This is a genomic window from Stenotrophomonas sp. TWI1151, assembly GCF_039673135.1.
Classification (GTDB): domain Bacteria; phylum Pseudomonadota; class Gammaproteobacteria; order Xanthomonadales; family Xanthomonadaceae; genus Stenotrophomonas.
This window is the reverse complement of record NZ_JBDJLA010000001.1, coordinates 284,812-303,274: the sequence shown is the minus strand read 5'-3', so window position 1 is coordinate 303,274 and position 18,463 is coordinate 284,812. Positions and strand designations below refer to the sequence as shown.

The following is an 18,463-nucleotide window of genomic DNA, read 5'->3' as shown; positions in this document are numbered from 1 at the left end:
CCATGTGGAACCCTTCCCTGCCCCTGGTCAGCATCGAGGATGCACCGCCCCGCCTGGGCGCGGGCAACCCCGAGCTGCAGACCATGGTGACCGAGGCTGCCTCCGGCGGCACGCCGCTGATGCTGATGCACGTGGATATCGACCACTTCGCTTCGGTCAACGAGAACATGAGTGCGGAGGTGGGCGATCAGGCCCTGGTGCTGGTCGCACAACGCCTGCAGCACCACCTGCGCGGGCGCGGCAAGCTGTGGCGCCACGGCAGCGATGAATTCCTGCTGGCCGTGCCGCGCACTGCGGACATGCCGCTGCCCGAGGACCTGGCCGAGGAAATCCGCCAGCAGCTGGAGCTGCCGCTGTCGGTGCTGCCCTACACGCTGTTCATGACCGGCAAGCTGGGCGTGAGCCTGTGCCCGGAGCACGGCACCGGCGTGTCGCGCCTGCTCGACCACGCCGAAGATGCGCTGCACCAGGCCGCCCGCGAAGGCGGCAATGCGGTGCGCATCCACGCGGTGGATACGCCGTCCAGCGCACATAGCGAGAGCATCATCGCGCGCCAGATTGTCGACGCCATCCCCAATGGCGAGCTCAAACTGCGTTACCAGCCGCTGGTCAGCGCCCGCGACGGCCACGTGGTCGGCATGGAAGCACTGCTGCGCTGGCAATCGCCCACGCTGGGCATGCTGGTGCCGGAGCGCTTCATGCGCACCGCCGAGCGCCTGGGCATCATCGTGCAGATCGGCACCTGGGTGCTGGAAGGCGCGCTCAAACAGGCCAAGCTGTGGCGCGACCAGGGCTTCGATGACTTCACCATCGCAGTGAACGTATCCACCCTGCAGTTGCTGCGCCCGAACTTCTTCGCCGAGGTCATGTCGCTGATGCAGGCCGCTGGCGTCCCGGCGCAGATGCTGACGCTGGAGATCAACGAAAGCGCGCTGACCAACAACGTCAACTTCGTGCACGAAACCCTGGTCAACCTGCGCAACGAAGGCATCAGCCTGAGCCTGGACAACTTCGGCACCGGTGATTCCAGCCTCAGCGCGCTGGTCCGGTATCCGGTGGACAAGCTCAAGATCGACCGCAGCTTCATCAAGAGCGCGCCGGCCGGCAACCGCGAAGCCGCGATTGCCCGCGCGATCATCGCCATGGGCCACCAGCTGGGCATGACCGTGATCGCCAACGGCGTGGAATCCCAGGCCCAGCTCGGCTTCCTGCGCCGCAACGACTGCGATGTGTTCCAGGGCTATCTGTTCGGCGAGCCGATGTCGGCCGATGCCGCCGGCATGACCCTGCGCCGCCGTTACCTGCGTCCGGAGGCCTTCGCAGAAACCCGTCCGGACCGCACGCTGTTGCTGCTGGATGACGAAGAGAACGTGCTGCGCTCGCTGGTGCGCCTGTTCCGTCGCGACGGTTACCGCATTCTCGCTGCCGGCAACGTGCGCGATGCCTTTGATCTGCTGGCCATCAACGACGTGCAGGTGATCCTGTCCGATCAGCGCATGAGCGACATGAGCGGCACCGAGTTCCTGGGCCGGGTGAAGATGCTCTACCCGGATACGATCCGCCTGGTGCTGTCCGGTTACACCGACCTCAATACCGTGACCGACGCGATCAACCGTGGCGCCATCTACCGGTTCCTGACCAAGCCGTGGAACGATGATGAGCTGCGCAAGCACATCCACCAGGCATTCCGCACCCACGAGGAGCAGCGCCGGGCGAACACGGCACCGGCGCCAGCGCTGCCGGCGGTTGACGCGGAGTGAGTCGGAGTGAGTCGGAGTGAGGCGGATTTAGACGGATTGACGCGGAGTGAGGCGGCAGCCGACCAACGGTCGGCTCTACGTTGCACGCGCCGGAGATCCTGGTAGAGCCGACCGTTGGTCGGCTGCTCTTGCCCAACCGAACGCGATGCCTGAAAGCCCGCGCAATGCGGGCCAGCGGCTGGCGCAACCGTTGTCGGATCAGCGCGGCTGTTTGATCGGCAGCACCAGCCGGAACTTGGAGCCCACGCCCGGCGTGCTCTCCAGATCGATGCGGCCATGGTGCTTGTTGATGATGCTGTAGGAGATCGACAGCCCCAACCCGGTGCCGCTGCCGACCGGCTTGGTGGTGAAAAACGGATCGAAGATGCGCTGGCGCAGGTCCGGCGAGATGCCGCCGCCGGTGTCTTCGAATTCCACCCAGACCGTGTCGCCCTCCACCCCGGTGCGCACATGGATCGTGCCGCGGTCGGCAATGGCGTGGCCGGCGTTGAGCAGCAGGTTCATGTACACCTGGTTCAACTCCGACGGCAGGCACTCCACCAGCGGCAGCTGGCCGAACTCGCGGTGCAGGGTCACCTTGTACTTGAGCTCGTTCCAGATGATGTTGATCGTGGATTCCAGGCCCGCATGCAGGTCCACCAGCTTCCACGACTCATCCCGGCCGGAATACGAGAAGTCCTTCAGATCGCGCACGATCCGGGTCACCCGCTCGATGCCCTCGCGTGATTCGGCCATCAGCTGCGGAAGATCGCGGCTGATGAAATCGATGTCGAAGCGTTGGCGGATGTCATCGATTTCCGGGATCAGCGCCTTCGGGTCCGGCGCACGCAGGGCCCGCTCGTAGGCTTCGATCACGGTGAACAGGCTGCGCAGGTATTCCTGCAGGCTGCCGAGGTTGGAGTGCACATAACCGATCGGGTTGTTGATCTCGTGCGCCACACCGGCGGCGAGCTGGCCGATCGAGGCCATCTTCTCCGACTGCAGCAGCTTTTCCTGGGTGCCGTTGAGGCGCAGGTAGGCCTGGCGCAGTTCGGCATGGCGCTGCTGCAGCTCGCGCTCGTAATCCTCCTGGCCTTCGATGCGGCGGAACAGGGCCAGATAGTGCCGCTGGCCGCCATCGTCATGATGGTAGACGTGGGCGATGACCATGCGCTCGTCGACCGGCAGGCTCCCGTTCCAGTGGCCGTTGAGGCGCGCCTGTTCCAGCGCATCCGGTGGCAGCAGCTGGCGCAGCCATTGCGCCGGGGTGAGGGCGGCATCGCGCTCGGCCTGGCCGAGGATCTCGCTGACGGCGGCATTGGCCAGCGCCACGCTGCCATCCTCGCGGAACAGCAGCACGCCCTCCTTGATCCGTTCAAACAGGGCAAGCAGGACCGGATGCGGGGGCAACGGGGCGGTGACAAGGGCGGAAGTTACGGTCACGGTCACATCGAGGCGGCTGGAAACAGGCGCTCAATATACGCGGTGACGTTCACATCGGCAGCCGGGGGCCGCCAGACGGGGAGATCAGGCGACCGCGAGGGGCCGCCGGGTATGCAGGATGTGCGACTGGCCCTTGGCGTCATACGCCGAGGATTCTTCACTGCGGCCGAGCTGGCGCAGGGCCCAGTTGACCTCGCGGCGGCGGCGCGACAGCAGCACACCGTTGGCGTGGTTGCGCTCGGCCAGTTCCTGCACGCGTTCGGCCTGGCCGACCGGCAGCGCGGCCTCGAGCGCCCGAAGCGCTTCCAGTTTGGCGCCGGTCGCACGGATCAGCGCGTGCACGTCATGCTCGACCAATGCCTGGCGTTCGACGTCCAGGGCATCGCTGAGGCGTTGCAGCGGCTCGCTCATCGCCAGCTTCATCCCTGCAGCTGCTGGTCCAGCTCAAGCATGCGCGAAGCGATCGCGTCAGGATTGATCTTGTAGCTGCCGTTCTGCAGCGCATCGCGCACCGCCTGCACACGCCCGGCATCGATCGCCGGCGCCGTGGACAATTCACGCTGCAGGGTCTGCAGGCTGGTGGCTTCGCCGGTCAGGCGCAGGCTGTCAGCGGCTTCCACCGGCCGGGCCGGGGCATCGGTGCTGACGCTCGGCTTGTTACCCGGAGCGACGCTGCGCAGATGGGCGGTGGCCGGGAGGTTGCCGTCGATTTTCTGGCTCATGGAGTTGTCCTGGGAATGCGGTTCACAAGGGATAACGGCCGGGCGGACGCCATCTTTAGGGGAATATTGCAGGTTTTGCCGGAAAAGTGGCGCGTATTCACAATCGTGTTCAGCGCGTCACTAAAACGTCACCGCTGGCCGCGACGGTGCCCTGCACGATCTTGCGGGACGACAGGTTCTCGACCGAGACCCGCTCGTTTTCGCCGGCATCGGCCATGGCGCGTCCGGCCACCCGGACCTCCACCCCGCCCCGCCGCGACACCAGCGCGACGCTGTCGCCCCGCCGCACCAGCCGCTGCGCGACCAGGTCATTGGCCGACAGCAGGCTGCCCGCACTGAGGGTCCTGCGTGCCACGCGACCGACCGCCGCGGCCGGATCGGCCAACGCGGCGCCGGCGATCCGGGCCGCATCACGCTGGCCAGTGGTGATATCGGCGGCCGCCAGGGTTTCTCCAGCGGCCACGCCACGGTTGAGGATGAGCACCGTCTGGTTGCGACGCACTTTTACGGGTACGAACAGGCGCCAGCCGCCCGCATCGGGGCAGCTGACCTCCACGGTGCTGCTGCCGGTTGGCTGGGCCGCCAGCGGCTGGCCGCAGGCCGGCAGGCGCAGTGCCGAATCCAGCGTGGTGTCACCTTCGCTGCCGGCCGGGAGGGTGCCCAGCGCCGCCTGGCGGATGCTGTCCACGGGTTGCCAGCCGCCGGCGGCCCAGGCGGGCGCCACCAGCACCAGCGCGGCAAGGACAAGAGAACGCATGGGCACTCCAGGGGCAAGGAACATGGGCAGCACGATGCAAGCGCCGTGCCGAAGCCTGGCGCACGCCGCGCTCAAGTCATCGCCACCGCCGCCGATACCAAGCCCATGTCCCATGACCTGCTCAACCGCATCGACCAGCGTACGCGCCTGGCCGGCCACAATCGTCTGGCCCTGCTGCTGTTCCGGCTGGGGGGACGTCAGCTTTTTGGCGTGAACGTGTTCAAGGTGCAGGAAGTCCTGCGGCGCCCGGATCTGTTCCAGGTGCCCGGGCTGCCCAGCCAGTTCGCCGGTGTGGCCGATGTGCGTGGCCGCTCGGTGCCGGTGCTGGACCTGGGCCTGGCGATCGGCCATCCCGAGCGTGAGCCCGATGCCGACAAGGCGCCGGGCTATCTGGTGGTGACCGAGTTCAACCGCTCCATCCAGGGCTTTCTGGTCAGTGGTGTGGAACGCATCGTCAACATCGCGGTGGAAGACATCCATCCGCCACCGGAGCTGGGCGCCGAATCGAGCTACCTGACGGCGGTGACCCGCTTCCAGGGCGAGCTTATCCAGGTGATCGACGTGGAAAGCGTGCTGGCCGACATCGCCGAGATCCGGGGCGAAGCGGTGCTGGACCCGTCCATGGCCCTGCCCCCCGATGCCCCGCCGATGCAGGTGCTGGTGGTGGACGATTCGCGCGTGGCCCGCCAGCAGATCCGCAGCGTGCTGGATCAGCTGGGGGTCGGGGCGACCCTGCTGTCGGACGGCAAGCAGGCGTTGGACCACCTGCTGCAGATCCACGCCTCGGGCGAGAACCCGGCCGAGCGCTACGCCATGGTGATCTCCGATATCGAGATGCCGGCGATGGATGGTTACACCCTGACGACGGAAATCCGGCGTCACCCGGGCCTGGCCGGCCTGTACGTGCTGCTGCACACGTCCTTGTCGGGCGTGTTCAACAACGCGATGGTCGAGCGGGTCGGTGCGAACGCGTTCGTGGCCAAGTACTCCCCGCATGAGCTGGCGGACTTCCTGCTGGACCGCCTGCGCAAGGTGGCGATGGCGGCGTAAAGGGCGGCCGGCCCTGGTGTCGGCGCCCTCCCTGGGGTTGGTTGACGGCATCCACGCATGGCGTGGATCTACGCCGGGGGCTGTTTCCTGACTCCACGCGGGGCCTTGGCCTCCCTGGCGTGGTGAATCTCCCGGCGTGAATGATGCCGCCGGGCACCGGCCCCTCTCTTCTGGCGCCCCTCTGGCACGCCGCTTGCACTGCCCCAGGCATCGTCCCGTGGGAGTGCGTCATGCCCAATCTGATTTCGAACTATCTGGGTGTCCACGCCCAGGCCATGCCGTTGCGCGAGCAGCGGATGAAGCTGATCGCCAGCAACCTGAGCAATGCCGACACCCCCGGGTACAAGGCCCAGGACCTGGACTTCGATGCCGCCCTGCGCAATGCCCAGGGCCTGGATGGCAACGGTCTGCTGAAGACCACCAGTGAAAAGCACTATGAGATCGGCGGCGGGTTGAACCCGTTCCAGATCGCCAAGGAAGGCGTGCAGCCGAGCATCGACGGCAACACCGTCGACCCGGATGCCGAACGCGCCGCCTACGGCCGCGCCGCGCTGGAGTACCGCGCCTCGCTGAGCTTCGTCGAATCCAAGGTGCGCTCGATGCTCACCGCGATCACGGGGCAATAAGCCATGAGCAATCTGCCCATTTTCGATATCGCCGGCTCTGCGCTGCAGGCGCAGTCCGTGCGCATGAGCACCATCGCTTCCAACCTCTCCAACGCCGATACCGTCGCCGGGTCGGCCGATGCGGTCTACAAGCCGCTGGAGCCGATCTTCCAGTCGGTCACCAGCCGCACCGACCCGAACATCACCACGGTGCAGGTCAAGGAAATCAGCCAGAGCAACGCCGCGCCGATCCAGCGTTACGAGCCGGGCCACCCGCTCGCCGATGCCGATGGCTACATCTACCAGCCCGATGTGGATCCGGTCGCGCAGATGGTCAACCTGATCTCCACCTCGCGCAATTACCAGGCCGGCGTGGAAATGCTGACCACCGCCAAGGAACTGGCGCTGGCCACGCTGACCATGGGTCGCTGACCCTCTTACCGCAGGAATCCCCTCCCATGAGCAGCACCAACGGCGTTGGCCAGAACAGCAGCGATATCTACACCGCGCTGGGCCTGAACGCGCCCAACAGCGATACCAGCAAGAAAAAGAGCACCCTGGACCAGGCCGATTTCATGCGCCTGATGACCGAGCAGCTGCGGCACCAGGACCCGCTCAAGCCGATGGACAACACCCAGATGGTCGCGCAGATGGCGCAGCTGTCGCAGGTCCAGGGCATCACCGACCTCAATAACACGGTCAAGGGCTTCCAGGATTCGATGTCCAGCGACCAGATCCTGCGCGGCGCGGCCCTGGTCGGCCACGAAGTGCTGGTGCCGTCGGAGAAGCTCGCGCTGGAGAAGGACGGTGACGTCACCGGCATGGTCGCCGCGCCCGGCGCCGGCTTCGTGACGGTGGACATCACCGATGCCAACGGCGTCAAGGTCAACCAGATCAGCGTGGAAGCCAAGGCCTCCGGCGAAGTCACCTTCGACTGGGACGGCAAGGACGCCAACGGCAACCGCATGGCCGAAGGCACCTACACCATCGCCGCCTCGCATACCGATACCGCCGGCACCAAGACCAAGCTCAACACCTACGTGCAGGCCCCGGTGGAGAGCGTCACGGTCGGCACGGACGGCCTGTACCTCAACCTCAAGGGTCTGGGCACGGCCCCGATCGACTACGTGCTCCGCATCAGCTGAGCCGCCTTACCCGCATCCACAGGAGCATCCCATGGGCTTCAACGTCTCGTTGTCCGGCATCAACGCAGCCAATGCCGATCTGAACGTCACCGCGAACAACATCGCCAACGTCAACACCACCGGCTTCAAGCAGTCGCGCGCGGAGTTCGCCGATCTGTTCTCGGCCACCAGCTATGGCCTGTCCAAGAACGCGGTCGGTTCCGGCGTGCGGGTGACCAACGTCGCCCAGCAGTTCTCGCAGGGCAACAACGAACAGACCGGGCGCAGCCTGGACATGGCCATTTCCGGCGAAGGTTTCTTTACCCTGACCATGAACGGTGAGCGCGTGTACTCGCGCGCCGGCAACTTCCAGACCGACCAGGCCGGCTACGTGACCAACCCGCAGGGCGCGCGCCTGCAGGTGTTCGCCCCGAACGCGGACGGCACCAACTTCGATGCCGGCCGCCTGACCGACCTGCAGCTGATGACCACCGACAGCCCGCCGCGGCAGACCGGCAAGGTCGATGTGAGCTTCACCCTGCCGGCCAACGCCAAGCAGCCGACGGTCGACACCTTCGACCCGACCGACTCCAACAGCTACAACCACTCCACCGGCGGCATCACCGTGTACGACTCGCTGGGCGTGAGCCACACCCAGACCTCCTACTTCGTGAAGACCGACAACCCGAACGAGTGGCAGGTCTACAACTATGTGGACGGCAAGGCTGCCGGTACCCCGACCACGCTGCAGTTCTCCGACAGCGGTGCGTTGACCAGCCCGGCCAACGGCCAGATCGTCATGGATCCGTTCACCCCGACCACCGGCGCCGGCGTGCTGTCGATGTCGCTGAACCTGAGCGGTTCGACCCAGTACGGCGAGAAGTTCGCGCTGCGCAACACCCAGCAGGACGGCTACGCGGCGGGCAAGCTCAACGAGATCACCGTCTCCGAAGAGGGCATCGTCTACGCGCGCTACTCCAATGGCGACGACAAGGCGCTGGGCCAGGTGGCCCTGACCACCTTCAACAACGCACAGGGCCTGGAAGCCAAGGGCAACAACCTGTGGACGGAGAGCTTCGCTTCGGGCACGCCGCGTACCGGTGCACCGGACAGCTCCAACCTGGGCAAGATCCAGGCCGGTTCGCTGGAAGCCTCCACGGTCGACCTGACCGAGCAGCTGGTCAACATGATCACCGCCCAGCGCAACTTCCAGGCCAACTCGCAGATGGTCTCCACGCAGGACCAGATCACCCAGACCATCATCAACCTGCGTTGATGAGCCACTGACCGCAACACGGGACTACACCGATGGACAAGGCACTCTACGTCGCGATGACCGGTGCACGCGCTTCCCTGCAGGCGCAGGGCACGCTGTCGCACAATCTGGCCAACACCGATACCCCCGGCTTCAAGGAGGCGCTCGCCAACACCGAGGCCTTCCCGATCAAGGGGACCGGCTATGCCTCGCGCGTGGATGCCCTGCACGTGGATGCCGGCTTCAACCGGCGCATGGGCGCCCAGCAGATCACCGGCAACCCGCTGGATCTGTCCCTGCAGGCCGGCAACTGGCTGGCCGTGCAGGCACCCGGCGCCAATGCGGGTGAGGCGTATACCCGGGGCGCGGCGCTGTCGATCACGCCCAATGGCCAGCTGGTGACCGCCGGCGGCCATCCGGTGCTGGATGAGAACAGCAATCCGATCGCGATCCCGCCGCACCAGGCGATGGACATCGGCAACGACGGCACGATCTCGATCATTCCGTTGGGCGAAGGCCCGCAGACGATGGCCAACGTGGGTCGCATCCGCGTGGTGCAGGCCGACGACGCACGGCTGGAACGCGGCCTGGATGGACTGATGCGCAACACCGACCCACAGCAGCCGTTCGTGCAGGCCCAGGGCAAGTCGCTGGAAAGCGGCCAGCTGGAAGGCAGCAATGTGGATGCCGCCGGTGCACTGGTGCAGATGATCCAGCTGCAGCGCCAGTACGAAATGCAGGTGAAAGTCATCAAGCACGGCGATGACAACGCGCGCAGCGCCAACAGCCTGCTGCGCCTGGGCGGCTGACCGCGCGCCGTGACGTAATCCCGGCGCCGTTCTGGCACGCGCCATGCATTGCCCTTCGCAAGGGCCGCACCACGCGGCCACCCGCTACAACACAGGAATGACGCCATGAACCAGGCATTGTGGATCGCCAAGACCGGACTGGATGCGCAGCAGACGCGCATGTCGGTGGTTTCCAACAACCTCGCCAACACCAACACCACCGGTTTCAAGCAGGACCGTGCCAGCTTTGAAGATCTGCTGTACCAGCAGGTCCGTCAGCCCGGCGGCGCTTCCTCGGCGCAGACGCAGTTGCCGTCGGGCCTGCAGCTGGGCACCGGTGTGCGCGTGGTCGCCACCTCAAAGAACTTCGAGCAGGGCAGCCAGCAGCAGACCGGCCGCGCGCTGGATGTGATGGTCAACGGCCGCGGCTTCTTTGAAGTGCAGATGCCGGATGGTTCTTCGGCCTATACCCGCGATGGCTCATTCCAGCGCAACCAGGATGGCGAGCTGGTCACCAACAGCGGCTACCCGGTGCAGCCGGGCATCCAGATTCCCGAAGGCGCGCAGTCGCTCACCATCGGCACCGACGGCACCATCAGCGTGAAGATGGCCGACGACGCCGCCTCGGTGGAAATCGGCGCGCTGACCCTGACCGACTTCGTCAATCCAGCGGGCCTGCAGGCGCGCGGTGAAAACCTGTTCCTGGAAACCACCGCCTCCGGCCCGGCGCAGAACGGCAACCCCGGCCTGAACGGCCTGGGCACCGTGGTGCAGGGTGCACTGGAAGGCAGCAACGTCAACGTGGTGGAAGAACTGGTCTCGATGATCGAAACCCAGCGCGCCTACGAAATGAACGCCAAGGCGATCTCCACCACCGACGCCATGCTCGGCTACCTCAACCAGAACGTCTGATCGGTCGACCCGGGAACCTGCCATGTCGCGTCTTGCCCCTGCCCTCCGCCTGCTCGCCGCCGCCGTCATCGTCGCCACCCTGAGTGGCTGCGTGATCGCCGGCGATGTCCGCCCCTACCCGGCCATGGCGCCGGTGGAACCGATCATGCCGCCCTCGGCCCAGGCCACGGCCGGTGCGATCTACGCCGCCGGCCCCGGCCTGCAGCTGTACTCGGACCGGCGCGCCCGCGATGTGGGCGACCTGCTTACGATCACGCTGACCGAGAACACCACCGCGCAGACCACCGCCAACACCTCCACCTCGAAAGAGTCGGAGCTGAGCATCGGCACGCCGACCATCTTCGGCGCCCCGGTCACGCTCGGCGGCAAGGACATCCTCAGTGCCAGCGCCGCCGGTTCGCGCGATTTCACCGGCAAGGGCACCAGCGCGCAGAGCAACCGCCTGCAGGGCAGCGTGACGGTCACCGTGATCCAGCGCCTGCCCAACGGCAACCTGGTCGTGCAGGGCGCCAAGAACCTGCGCCTTAACCGGGGCGATGAGCTGGTGCAGGTGCAGGGCATCGTGCGCGCGGCGGACATCTTCCCGGACAACACCATTCCCTCCAGCCGCGTTGCCGATGCCCGCATCGTCTACGGCGGCCGCGGCGCGATCGCCCAATCCAACGCGATGGGCTGGCTGAGCCGCTTCTTCAACTCGGCGCTGGCGCCGTACTGAGCCTGACATGACCTTCTCCCTTTCCCTGTTCCGGCAGCGACGCATGGCGTACCCCCACGTGGCGAAGCAGCGACGCGCGGCGTCGCTCTACATGGTGACGCAACGCATGGTGTCGCACGGCGCGACGCGTGCCGTGCTGGCGCTGCTGGCCGTGTTCGCGCTGGTCGCGCCCGCCTCCGCCGAGCGCATCAAGGACCTGGCCCAGGTCGGCGGCGTGCGTGGCAACGCGCTGGTCGGCTACGGCCTGGTGGTCGGCCTGGATGGCAGCGGCGACCGCACCAGCCAGGCGCCCTTCACCGTGCAGAGCCTGAAGAACCTGTTGGGCGAGCTGGGCGTCAACGTACCGGCCAACGTCAACCCGCAGTTGAAGAACGTGGCGGCCGTGGCCATCCATGCCGAGCTGCCGCCGTTCGCCAAGCCCGGCCAGCCGATCGACATCACCGTTTCCTCGGTGGGCAACGCGGTCTCGCTGCGCGGCGGCTCGCTGCTGATGGCGCCGCTGCGCGGTGCCGATGGGCAGGTCTACGCCATCGCCCAGGGCAACCTGATCGTCGGCGGCTTCGGTGCGCAGGGCAAGGATGGCTCGCGCGTGTCGGTCAACGTGCCCAGCGTCGGCCGCATTCCCAATGGCGCCACCGTCGAGCGTGCGCTGCCGGATGTGTTCAGCGGCGGTGGCGACATCACCCTGAACCTGCACAAGAACGACTTCACCACGGTCTCGCGGATGGTGGCGGCACTGAACACCGCCTTCGGTGAAGGCGCCGCCCGCGCGATCGATGGCGTCACCGTGGCGGTCAACGCGCCGTCCGATCCGGGCGCGCGCATCGGCCTGCTGGCGCGTATCGAAAACCTGGAACTGACCCCCGGCAGTGCGCCGGCCAAGGTGGTGGTCAATTCGCGTACCGGTACGGTGGTGATCGGCGCGCAGGTGCGCGTGGGCGCTGCGGCGATCTCCCATGGCTCGCTGACCGTGACCATCAACGAGAACGCCAACGTCAGCCAGCCGGGGGCGTTCAGTGGCGGCCAGACCGTGGTGACGCCGCAGTCGACCATCACCGCGACCAACGATGGCAGCCGCATGTTCAAGTTCAACGGCGGCACCACCCTGGATGAAATCGTGCACGCGGTGAATGCCGTGGGCGCGGCCCCGGGCGATCTGATCGCCATCCTGGAAGCCCTCAAGCAGGCCGGCGCGCTCAGTGCCGAACTCGAGGTGATCTGACATGCGCATCCAACCGGCCCTGGAACTCAATCCCGCCCAGCCCAACAGCCCGGCCAAGGTCGACAAGGTTGCCCGCCAGCTGGAAGGCCAGTTCGCGCAGATGCTGATCAAGAGCATGCGCGAGGCGAGCTTCGGCGATTCGCTGTTCCCCGGCGAAAACACCATGTTCCGCGAGATGTACGACCAGAAGATCGCCGATGCGATGACCCGCGGCCGCGGCCTGGGGCTGTCGAGCATGATCGCGCGCCAGCTGGGCGGCGCCGAGGGCGAGACGGCCAAGCCGGTTGATACCACGCTCAACCCGGCCGCGGCCCTGCGTGCCTATCAACTCAATGCACCCGCCGTCGGCATGCCGTTGCCGGCCAGCACCGCGCCGTCCGCGCCACGCGAGGTCGACCTGCTGCAGCAGTTGAACGGCGATGCACCGTCCGCGGTGCTGCAGCCGATGGAACGCGCGCTGGACCTGATTGCCGGCCGTGAAAGCAGCCAGATGCACGAGGCGATCGGCCGCAGCGATCCCTACGCGGCGACCCCTGTGACCGATCCAGCCAGCGCCGACTGGGCCATGGCCGATGACCGCTGGACCGGCGTCAACCGCACTACGGCCACCGGCCCGAGCGCCGCCGATACCCTGGCGGCCAACACAGCCGCCGCCGAGCTCGGCCCGCACACGCCGGAAGGCTTCGTGGCCAGCATCTGGGGCCATGCGCAGCAGGCCGCGCGCGAACTGGGCGTGGATGCCAAGGCGCTGGTCGCCCAGGCCGCGCTGGAAACCGGCTGGGGCCGCAAGCTGGTCCGCCGCAGTGGCGGTGACAGCTCGCACAACCTGTTCGGGATCAAGGCCAATGGCTGGCAGGGTGAGCGCGCCACCAGCGGCACCCACGAGTACGTCAACGGTGTGCGCCGCAACGAGACGGCGAGCTTCCGCGCCTACAACTCGGTGGGCGAGAGCTTCGCCGACTACGTGCGCCTGCTCAAGACCAGTCCGCGCTACCAGAACGCCCTCCAGGCCGGCAGCAACGTGCGCAGCTTTGCGCAGGGGCTGCAGCGCGCCGGCTACGCCACCGACCCGACCTACGCGGCCAAGATCGCCGCGATCGCCGGCGGCCCGACCATCGAGCGCGCCGTCGCGGCGGTGAGCGATGCCGGCGAGCGCCTGGGCCGCACTTTTGCCAGCACCGCCAGCCCGACCGGGCTGGGTGTCATCCGTCGTTGAGGTAACCCATGTCCAGCGTACTCTCCACCGGCACCAGCGCCCTGCTCGCTTTCCAGCGGGCCCTGGCGACCACCAGCCACAACGTCGCCAACATCAAAACGCCCGGCTACAGCCGGCAGAAGGTGGACTTCGCCACCGCCAACCCGCAGAACTACGGGTATGGCGACGTCGGCAATGGCACCCGCATCACCGATGTCCGCCGCGTGGCGGACCAGCTGGCCATCTCGCGCCTGCTCGATGGCAGCGGTGAGCTGGCGCGCCTGAAGCAGTTGTCCACAATGGCCGACCGGGTCGATGCCATGTTCTCCGACGCCTCCACCAACGTCGCCGGGGTCTGGTCGAATTTCTTCGATTCGGTCAGCGGACTCTCGTCCAACGCCTCGGGCAGCGCCGACCGGCAGAACGTGCTGGACAGCGGCAAGACCCTGGCCAACCGCTTCCAGCAGCTCAATACCCAGCTCAACAACCTCAATGGCGAGGTCAACAATGGCCTGATCGCCGGCGCCACCGAGATCAACCGGTTGGCCCAGGAGATCGCCCAGCTCAATGGCTCCATCGGCAGCAACGCGGCCACGGCCGCCCCGGACCTGCTCGATCGCCGGGACCAGCTGATCGCCAACCTGGTCGGCTACACCGGCGGCAACGCGGTGATGCAGGACGGCGGCATCATGAATGTCTACACCGCCGGCGGCCAGGCCCTGGTGGTCGGCACCACCGCCTCCAAGGTCACCACCGTCACCGATCCGTACCAGCCCGAGCGCCTGCAGCTGGCGCTGGAAAGCCAGGGCCAGAAGATCACCATCAATGGCAAGACACTGGGTGGCCAGATCGGTGGCCTGCTGGAGTTCCGCGATACCGTCCTGACCCCGGCCCAGGCCGAGCTGGGCAAGCTGGCGATCGGCATGGCCAGCAGCTTCAACGACGTCCACCGCCAGGGCGCGGATCTGTACGGCAACATGGGCGGCGATTTCTTCACCATCGGCAACCCACGCATCACCGCCAACAGCAGCAACACCGGCACGGCCAGCATGAGCGCCAGCTTCGGCGATCTGTCCAAGCTGGATGGCCAGAACATCGTGATGAAGTTCGATGGCACCCAGTGGCAGGCCACCCGTGCCGACACCGGCGCCGCGATCCCGATGACCGGCACCGGCACCCCAACCGACCCGCTGGTGCTCAATGGCGTCAGCCTGGTCATGAGCGGCACGCCGGCCAAGGACGACCGCTTCCTGCTGCAGCCCACCGCAGGCGTGGCCGGCAGCATGGAAGTGGCGATCACCGACACCTCGCGCATCGCCGCCGCCGCGCCGATCAAGGGCGCCGCCGCGATGGCCAACACCGGCACCGGCAAGCTCACCGGGGTCAAGGTGACCGACGCGGAGAACGCGGCGCTGCGTAATCCGGCGGCGATCGTGTTCATCAGTGCCACCGAATACACCATCGATGGCGGGGCACCCAACACCTACACCGCCGGGCAGACCATCACCGCCAACGGCTGGAGCTTCGTGCTGGACGGCGCACCCAAGCAGGGGGACACCTTCAACATCGGGCCGACCCCGGCCGGTTCCTCGGACAACAGCAATGCGCTGCTGTTGGCCAAGGTCGAAGACGCCAAAACGTTCAATGCAGGCACGGTGACGCTCAACGGCGCGCTGGGCGGCTTGACCACCCAGGTCGGCGCCGCCGCCCGCTCGGCCGAGTACTCGCTGCAGGCCCAGCAGGTGATCACCGACCAGGCCCAGGCCGCACGCGATTCGATCTCCGGCGTGAACCTGGATGAGGAAGCGGCCGACATGCTCCGCCTTCAACAGGCCTACCAGGCGGCATCGCAGCTGATCTCCACCGCCGACACCATGTTCCAGACGATCCTTGGAGCCGTACGCTCATGAACAACCGCATCTCTACCGGCATGATGTTCAACCAGTCGGTTTCGCTGATGCTGGCCAAGCAGGCCAAGCTGAACCATCTGGAGAACCAGATCGCCACCGGGAGCAAGATCGTCTCCGCCAAGGACGACCCGGTCTCGGCCGGCGCTGCCGTCGGCCTGGATCGTGTCGTCGCCGGGCTGGAGCAGTTGGGCAAGAACGCCAACAACGTCCAGAACCGCCTCGGCATGCAGGAGAACGCGCTGGCGCAGGTCAACGACCTGATGTCGCGCGCGGTCGAGCTGAGCATCCAGGCCAACAGCCCGGTACCCAAGAGCAGCGACCTGAAGGCCATCGTCAGCGAGCTGAAGACCATCCAGCAGAGTCTGTTGTCGCTGGCCAATTCCAAAGACGGCAGTGGCCGCTACCTCTTCGGCGGAAACAACGATGCTGACGCCCCCTTCCTGCTCACCGGCGGCAGTGTCAGCTACACCGGTGACCAGAGCCAGCGACAGGTGGAGGTCGCCCCCGGGCAACTGGTGTCCGACGCCTTGCCCGGCAGCGACATCTTCATGCGCATCCGCACCGGCGATGGCGCGGTGGATGCCAGTGCGAGCGCCGCCAACACCGGCAGCGGCCTGCTGACCTCGGTCAGTCGCGACGGCACCGGCGCGTGGGCAGGCGGTTCGCTGACCGTGCACTTCACCGATGCCGGCGACGGCGCTTACGAAGTTCTGGACGCCGGCGGCGCCGTAGTCGGCACTGGCACGCATGCTGCCGGGGAAGACATCGTGGTCGCCGGGGTTCGTCTTCGTATCGAAGGCAAGCCCGCCGCAGGCGATGCGTTCAACGTTGGCGATGCGGATACACGCGACATCTTCTCCACCTTGGACAAGCTGGTCAGCGCGCTGGAAGCTGATCCGTCGACCGACAGCGATCGCACAGCACTGCAGAACACCCTGCAGTCCAGCATCCGCGACATCACCCGCGCATCGGAAAACATGATCGATGCGCGTGCCAAAGGCGGTGCCCAACTGGCCGCCATCGAGAGCGCGGCCAGTGCGCGTGAATCCACCGCTGTCACCGTCAAATCCACGCTGTCGACCATGCGTGACCTCGACTACGCCGATGCCATCGGCCAGTACAAGCTGGAGAGCGCTGCTCTCCAGGCCGCACAGACGATTTTCAGCCAGATGCAGTCGATGTCCCTCTTCAACATGATCCGCTGATCCCCCTTCCCTTCATCTGAATCCACGCAGGGCGCATCCCGCGCCAGACCCACCCGACCCGAATCGAGCACCCACGGAGACGCAACATGGCACAGATCATCAACACCAACACGATGTCGCTGAATGCTCAGCGCAACCTGACCACCAGCAGCAACTCGCTGGCCACCTCCATCCAGCGCCTGTCGTCCGGCCTGCGCATCAACAGCGCCAAGGATGATGCGGCCGGCCTGGCGATCTCCGAGCGCTTCACCACCCAGATCCGTGGCCTGAACCAGGCCGCGCGCAACGCCAACGACGGCATTTCGCTGGCGCAGACCGCTGAAGGTGCACTGGGCGAAGTCGGCAACAACCTGCAGCGCATCCGCGAGCTGGCCGTGCAGGCCCGCAGCGCCACCAACTCCTCCTCCGATCGCCAGGCGCTGAATGCCGAAGTGCAGTTGCTGAAGCAGGAAATCCAGCGCGTGGCCGAACAGACCACGTTCAACGGCACGAATCTGCTCGACGGCAGCTTCACCAACCAGGCCTTCCAGATCGGTGCCGATCAGGGCCAGACGATCAGCATTTCGCAGATCGCCAATGCGAATGTGCATAAGCTGGGCAGCTGGACCAGTGCCTCGACGAACGCGTCTGCTCAGGGCATCACGCCGGATGGTGGTGCCGTCAAGGCGGAAGCATCCATCTCGGCAGCGTCCGGCACCTTCCAGCCGGTCGGTGCGGGTGGAACGGTTGCGTACAACCTCACTGTCGGCAGCGTAGAGATCCTGGGCCGCGCAGCCGGCACTGCTGTCTCGGCGGCTGAAATGCAGACGGCAATCGACGCCAAGACTGAGCAGCTCAAGGCCGCCGGCATTACCGTTACGGGCACCGTCGCGGATGGGGATATCCAGTTCAGCCGCGCAGATGGCGGCAACTTCACCATTACCCAGACCGGCGGCGGCTTCGACGGCGCTACGTTTGCAGCCGCCGTCGACAACGGTATCGAAGCCACACCCGCGACCTTTGGCAAGACCAGCTTCACCATCACCGGCACCGTGGACGGCATCCCGGGTCAGGCAGTGACCATTGACCTTGACAGTGCCAAGACCGCAGCAGAGCGCTCGACTCAGATGGTCAACGCCATCAATGCCAAGACCCACGAAACCGGCGTAAGCGCGTCGTTGGTGGATGGGGCGCTGAAGCTGACGTCGAAGGACGCGAACTTCACCGTCGGTGCCATCGGCACGGATCAGGCCGTGGCTGCGGCCGCGTTGGCGCAGCAGACCGGCCTGACCGCCGGTGCCACCACCAACTACGCCGCTGGCGCTGCTCAGGTTGGCTTCGCCGAGCTGGACATTTCCAACCAGGAGAACGCTGACAACGCCATCCTCGCGATGGACGCGGCGTTGAATTCCATCAACTCGGCCCGCGCGGACCTGGGCGCGATCCAGAACCGATTCACCTCGACTATTGCCAACCTGAACACCACCTCGGAAAACCTTTCCGCCGCGCGCAGCCGTATCCGCGACGTGGACTACGCACAGGAAACCGCCGAGCTGACCCGCGGCCAGATCCTGCAACAGGCGGGCACGGCCATGCTGGCCCAGGCCAACCAGGTGCCGCAGAACGTGTTGCGACTGCTGCAGTCGTAAGCCGCCGCCGGTAGTGAGCTCAGAAGGGGCCCCGCCATGCAGATGGCGGGGCTTTTTCGTTGGCCGCCGGGAAAAAAACAGTAAAGACCGCTAAAGGCAGGACGTGCAGTGCCGTTATTGATTTCAGCAGCGGTAGCACACCCCTTGGTGGGGCGCCAGCCACTGCCCCCCGAAACCGGTCAGGCTGCTCTGC

General features: G+C 66.4%; 18 protein-coding genes. 14 read left to right on the top strand and 4 right to left on the bottom strand.

Going from position 1 to position 18,463, the window contains the following annotated elements; translation table 11 throughout:
* Nucleotides 1-2: 2 nt before the first annotated feature.
* Nucleotides 3-1,760 (top strand): EAL domain-containing protein, encoded by a 1,758-nt coding sequence (locus ABE422_RS01340; protein ID WP_346482289.1) that lies wholly within the window; start codon nucleotides 3-5, stop codon nucleotides 1,758-1,760.
* A gap of 198 nt (nucleotides 1,761-1,958) precedes the next feature.
* On the opposite strand, the gene ABE422_RS01335 is transcribed toward ABE422_RS01340, so the two are convergent.
* The 4 genes from ABE422_RS01335 to flgA form a co-directional block, all read right to left on the bottom strand.
* Nucleotides 1,959-3,182 carry an ATP-binding protein gene (locus tag ABE422_RS01335; RefSeq protein ID WP_313212295.1) on the bottom strand — a complete coding sequence of 408 codons (1,224 nt, stop codon included), beginning with the start codon at nucleotides 3,180-3,182 and terminating at the stop codon, nucleotides 1,959-1,961.
* Between the two features lie 84 nt (nucleotides 3,183-3,266).
* Entirely contained in the window at nucleotides 3,267-3,599 is a 333-nt protein-coding gene (locus tag ABE422_RS01330; protein ID WP_026070037.1) for a hypothetical protein, read from the bottom strand.
* Nucleotides 3,600-3,601: 2 nt separating this feature from the next.
* Nucleotides 3,602-3,904 (bottom strand): flagellar biosynthesis anti-sigma factor FlgM, encoded by a 303-nt coding sequence (gene flgM, locus ABE422_RS01325; protein WP_313212294.1) that lies wholly within the window; start codon nucleotides 3,902-3,904, stop codon nucleotides 3,602-3,604.
* A 109-nt stretch (nucleotides 3,905-4,013) separates the two neighbouring features.
* Entirely contained in the window at nucleotides 4,014-4,661 is a 648-nt protein-coding gene (gene flgA / locus ABE422_RS01320) for a flagellar basal body P-ring formation chaperone FlgA (RefSeq protein WP_313218283.1), read from the bottom strand.
* Between the two features lie 105 nt (nucleotides 4,662-4,766).
* On the opposite strand from flgA, the gene ABE422_RS01315 reads away from it, so the two are divergent.
* The 13 genes from ABE422_RS01315 to ABE422_RS01255 all read left to right on the top strand — a co-directional run bounded on the left by ABE422_RS01315 (nucleotide 4,767) and on the right by ABE422_RS01255 (nucleotide 18,270).
* Entirely contained in the window at nucleotides 4,767-5,711 is a 945-nt protein-coding gene (locus ABE422_RS01315) for a chemotaxis protein (RefSeq protein WP_070471614.1), read from the top strand.
* A gap of 230 nt (nucleotides 5,712-5,941) precedes the next feature.
* Nucleotides 5,942-6,337 carry a flagellar basal body rod protein FlgB gene (gene flgB, locus ABE422_RS01310; RefSeq protein WP_152150781.1) on the top strand — a complete coding sequence of 132 codons (396 nt, stop codon included), beginning with the start codon at nucleotides 5,942-5,944 and terminating at the stop codon, nucleotides 6,335-6,337.
* Nucleotides 6,338-6,340: 3 nt separating this feature from the next.
* A complete protein-coding gene (gene flgC / locus ABE422_RS01305; RefSeq protein WP_088435081.1) occupies nucleotides 6,341-6,748 on the top strand; it encodes a flagellar basal body rod protein FlgC in 408 nt (135 codons plus the stop codon).
* A gap of 26 nt (nucleotides 6,749-6,774) precedes the next feature.
* Nucleotides 6,775-7,461 (top strand): flagellar hook capping FlgD N-terminal domain-containing protein, encoded by a 687-nt coding sequence (locus ABE422_RS01300; RefSeq protein ID WP_313212292.1) that lies wholly within the window; start codon nucleotides 6,775-6,777, stop codon nucleotides 7,459-7,461.
* 31 nt (nucleotides 7,462-7,492) lie between these two features.
* Entirely contained in the window at nucleotides 7,493-8,716 is a 1,224-nt protein-coding gene (gene flgE, locus ABE422_RS01295; protein ID WP_313212291.1) for a flagellar hook protein FlgE, read from the top strand.
* A 32-nt stretch (nucleotides 8,717-8,748) separates the two neighbouring features.
* Nucleotides 8,749-9,504 (top strand): flagellar basal body rod protein FlgF, encoded by a 756-nt coding sequence (locus ABE422_RS01290; RefSeq protein ID WP_121036760.1) that lies wholly within the window; start codon nucleotides 8,749-8,751, stop codon nucleotides 9,502-9,504.
* Between the two features lie 105 nt (nucleotides 9,505-9,609).
* On the top strand, nucleotides 9,610-10,395 hold the full coding sequence (gene flgG / locus ABE422_RS01285; RefSeq protein WP_102788470.1) for a flagellar basal-body rod protein FlgG: 786 nt from the start codon (nucleotides 9,610-9,612) through the stop codon (nucleotides 10,393-10,395).
* A 22-nt stretch (nucleotides 10,396-10,417) separates the two neighbouring features.
* On the top strand, nucleotides 10,418-11,110 hold the full coding sequence (flgH, locus tag ABE422_RS01280) for a flagellar basal body L-ring protein FlgH (protein ID WP_346482288.1): 693 nt from the start codon (nucleotides 10,418-10,420) through the stop codon (nucleotides 11,108-11,110).
* A gap of 106 nt (nucleotides 11,111-11,216) precedes the next feature.
* Entirely contained in the window at nucleotides 11,217-12,332 is a 1,116-nt protein-coding gene (locus tag ABE422_RS01275) for a flagellar basal body P-ring protein FlgI (RefSeq protein WP_346462694.1), read from the top strand.
* Nucleotide 12,333: 1 nt separating this feature from the next.
* The gene (gene flgJ, locus ABE422_RS01270; protein WP_346482287.1) at nucleotides 12,334-13,548 is read left to right on the top strand and encodes a flagellar assembly peptidoglycan hydrolase FlgJ; all 1,215 of its coding nucleotides are present in this window, start codon (nucleotides 12,334-12,336) and stop codon (nucleotides 13,546-13,548) included.
* A gap of 8 nt (nucleotides 13,549-13,556) precedes the next feature.
* A complete protein-coding gene (flgK, locus tag ABE422_RS01265; protein ID WP_346482286.1) occupies nucleotides 13,557-15,437 on the top strand; it encodes a flagellar hook-associated protein FlgK in 1,881 nt (626 codons plus the stop codon).
* Nucleotides 15,434-16,642, top strand: a complete 1,209-nt coding sequence (flgL, locus tag ABE422_RS01260) for a flagellar hook-associated protein FlgL (RefSeq protein WP_346482285.1) — start codon at nucleotides 15,434-15,436, stop codon at nucleotides 16,640-16,642. Before flgK ends, flgL begins: the two co-directional genes overlap by 4 nt.
* 86 nt (nucleotides 16,643-16,728) lie before the next feature.
* Entirely contained in the window at nucleotides 16,729-18,270 is a 1,542-nt protein-coding gene (locus ABE422_RS01255) for a flagellin (RefSeq protein ID WP_346482284.1), read from the top strand.
* Nucleotides 18,271-18,463 lie beyond the last annotated feature (193 nt).

Bases quoted from the DNA above. Each gene is read 5' to 3' on its own strand.
- ABE422_RS01340 (WP_346482289.1), top strand. From the start codon at position 3: ATGTGGAACCCTTCCCTGCCCCTGGTCAGCATCGAGGATGCACCGCCC.
- flgM (WP_313212294.1), bottom strand. From the start codon at position 3,904: ATGAGCCAGAAAATCGACGGCAACCTCCCGGCCACCGCCCATCTGCGC.
- flgA (WP_313218283.1), bottom strand. From the start codon at position 4,661: ATGCGTTCTCTTGTCCTTGCCGCGCTGGTGCTGGTGGCGCCCGCCTGG.
- ABE422_RS01315 (WP_070471614.1), top strand. From the start codon at position 4,767: ATGTCCCATGACCTGCTCAACCGCATCGACCAGCGTACGCGCCTGGCC.
- flgB (WP_152150781.1), top strand. From the start codon at position 5,942: ATGCCCAATCTGATTTCGAACTATCTGGGTGTCCACGCCCAGGCCATG.
- flgC (WP_088435081.1), top strand. From the start codon at position 6,341: ATGAGCAATCTGCCCATTTTCGATATCGCCGGCTCTGCGCTGCAGGCG.
- ABE422_RS01300 (WP_313212292.1), top strand. From the start codon at position 6,775: ATGAGCAGCACCAACGGCGTTGGCCAGAACAGCAGCGATATCTACACC.
- flgE (WP_313212291.1), top strand. From the start codon at position 7,493: ATGGGCTTCAACGTCTCGTTGTCCGGCATCAACGCAGCCAATGCCGAT.
- ABE422_RS01290 (WP_121036760.1), top strand. From the start codon at position 8,749: ATGGACAAGGCACTCTACGTCGCGATGACCGGTGCACGCGCTTCCCTG.
- flgG (WP_102788470.1), top strand. From the start codon at position 9,610: ATGAACCAGGCATTGTGGATCGCCAAGACCGGACTGGATGCGCAGCAG.
- flgH (WP_346482288.1), top strand. From the start codon at position 10,418: ATGTCGCGTCTTGCCCCTGCCCTCCGCCTGCTCGCCGCCGCCGTCATC.
- ABE422_RS01275 (WP_346462694.1), top strand. From the start codon at position 11,217: ATGGTGTCGCACGGCGCGACGCGTGCCGTGCTGGCGCTGCTGGCCGTG.
- flgJ (WP_346482287.1), top strand. From the start codon at position 12,334: ATGCGCATCCAACCGGCCCTGGAACTCAATCCCGCCCAGCCCAACAGC.
- flgK (WP_346482286.1), top strand. From the start codon at position 13,557: ATGTCCAGCGTACTCTCCACCGGCACCAGCGCCCTGCTCGCTTTCCAG.
- flgL (WP_346482285.1), top strand. From the start codon at position 15,434: ATGAACAACCGCATCTCTACCGGCATGATGTTCAACCAGTCGGTTTCG.
- ABE422_RS01255 (WP_346482284.1), top strand. From the start codon at position 16,729: ATGGCACAGATCATCAACACCAACACGATGTCGCTGAATGCTCAGCGC.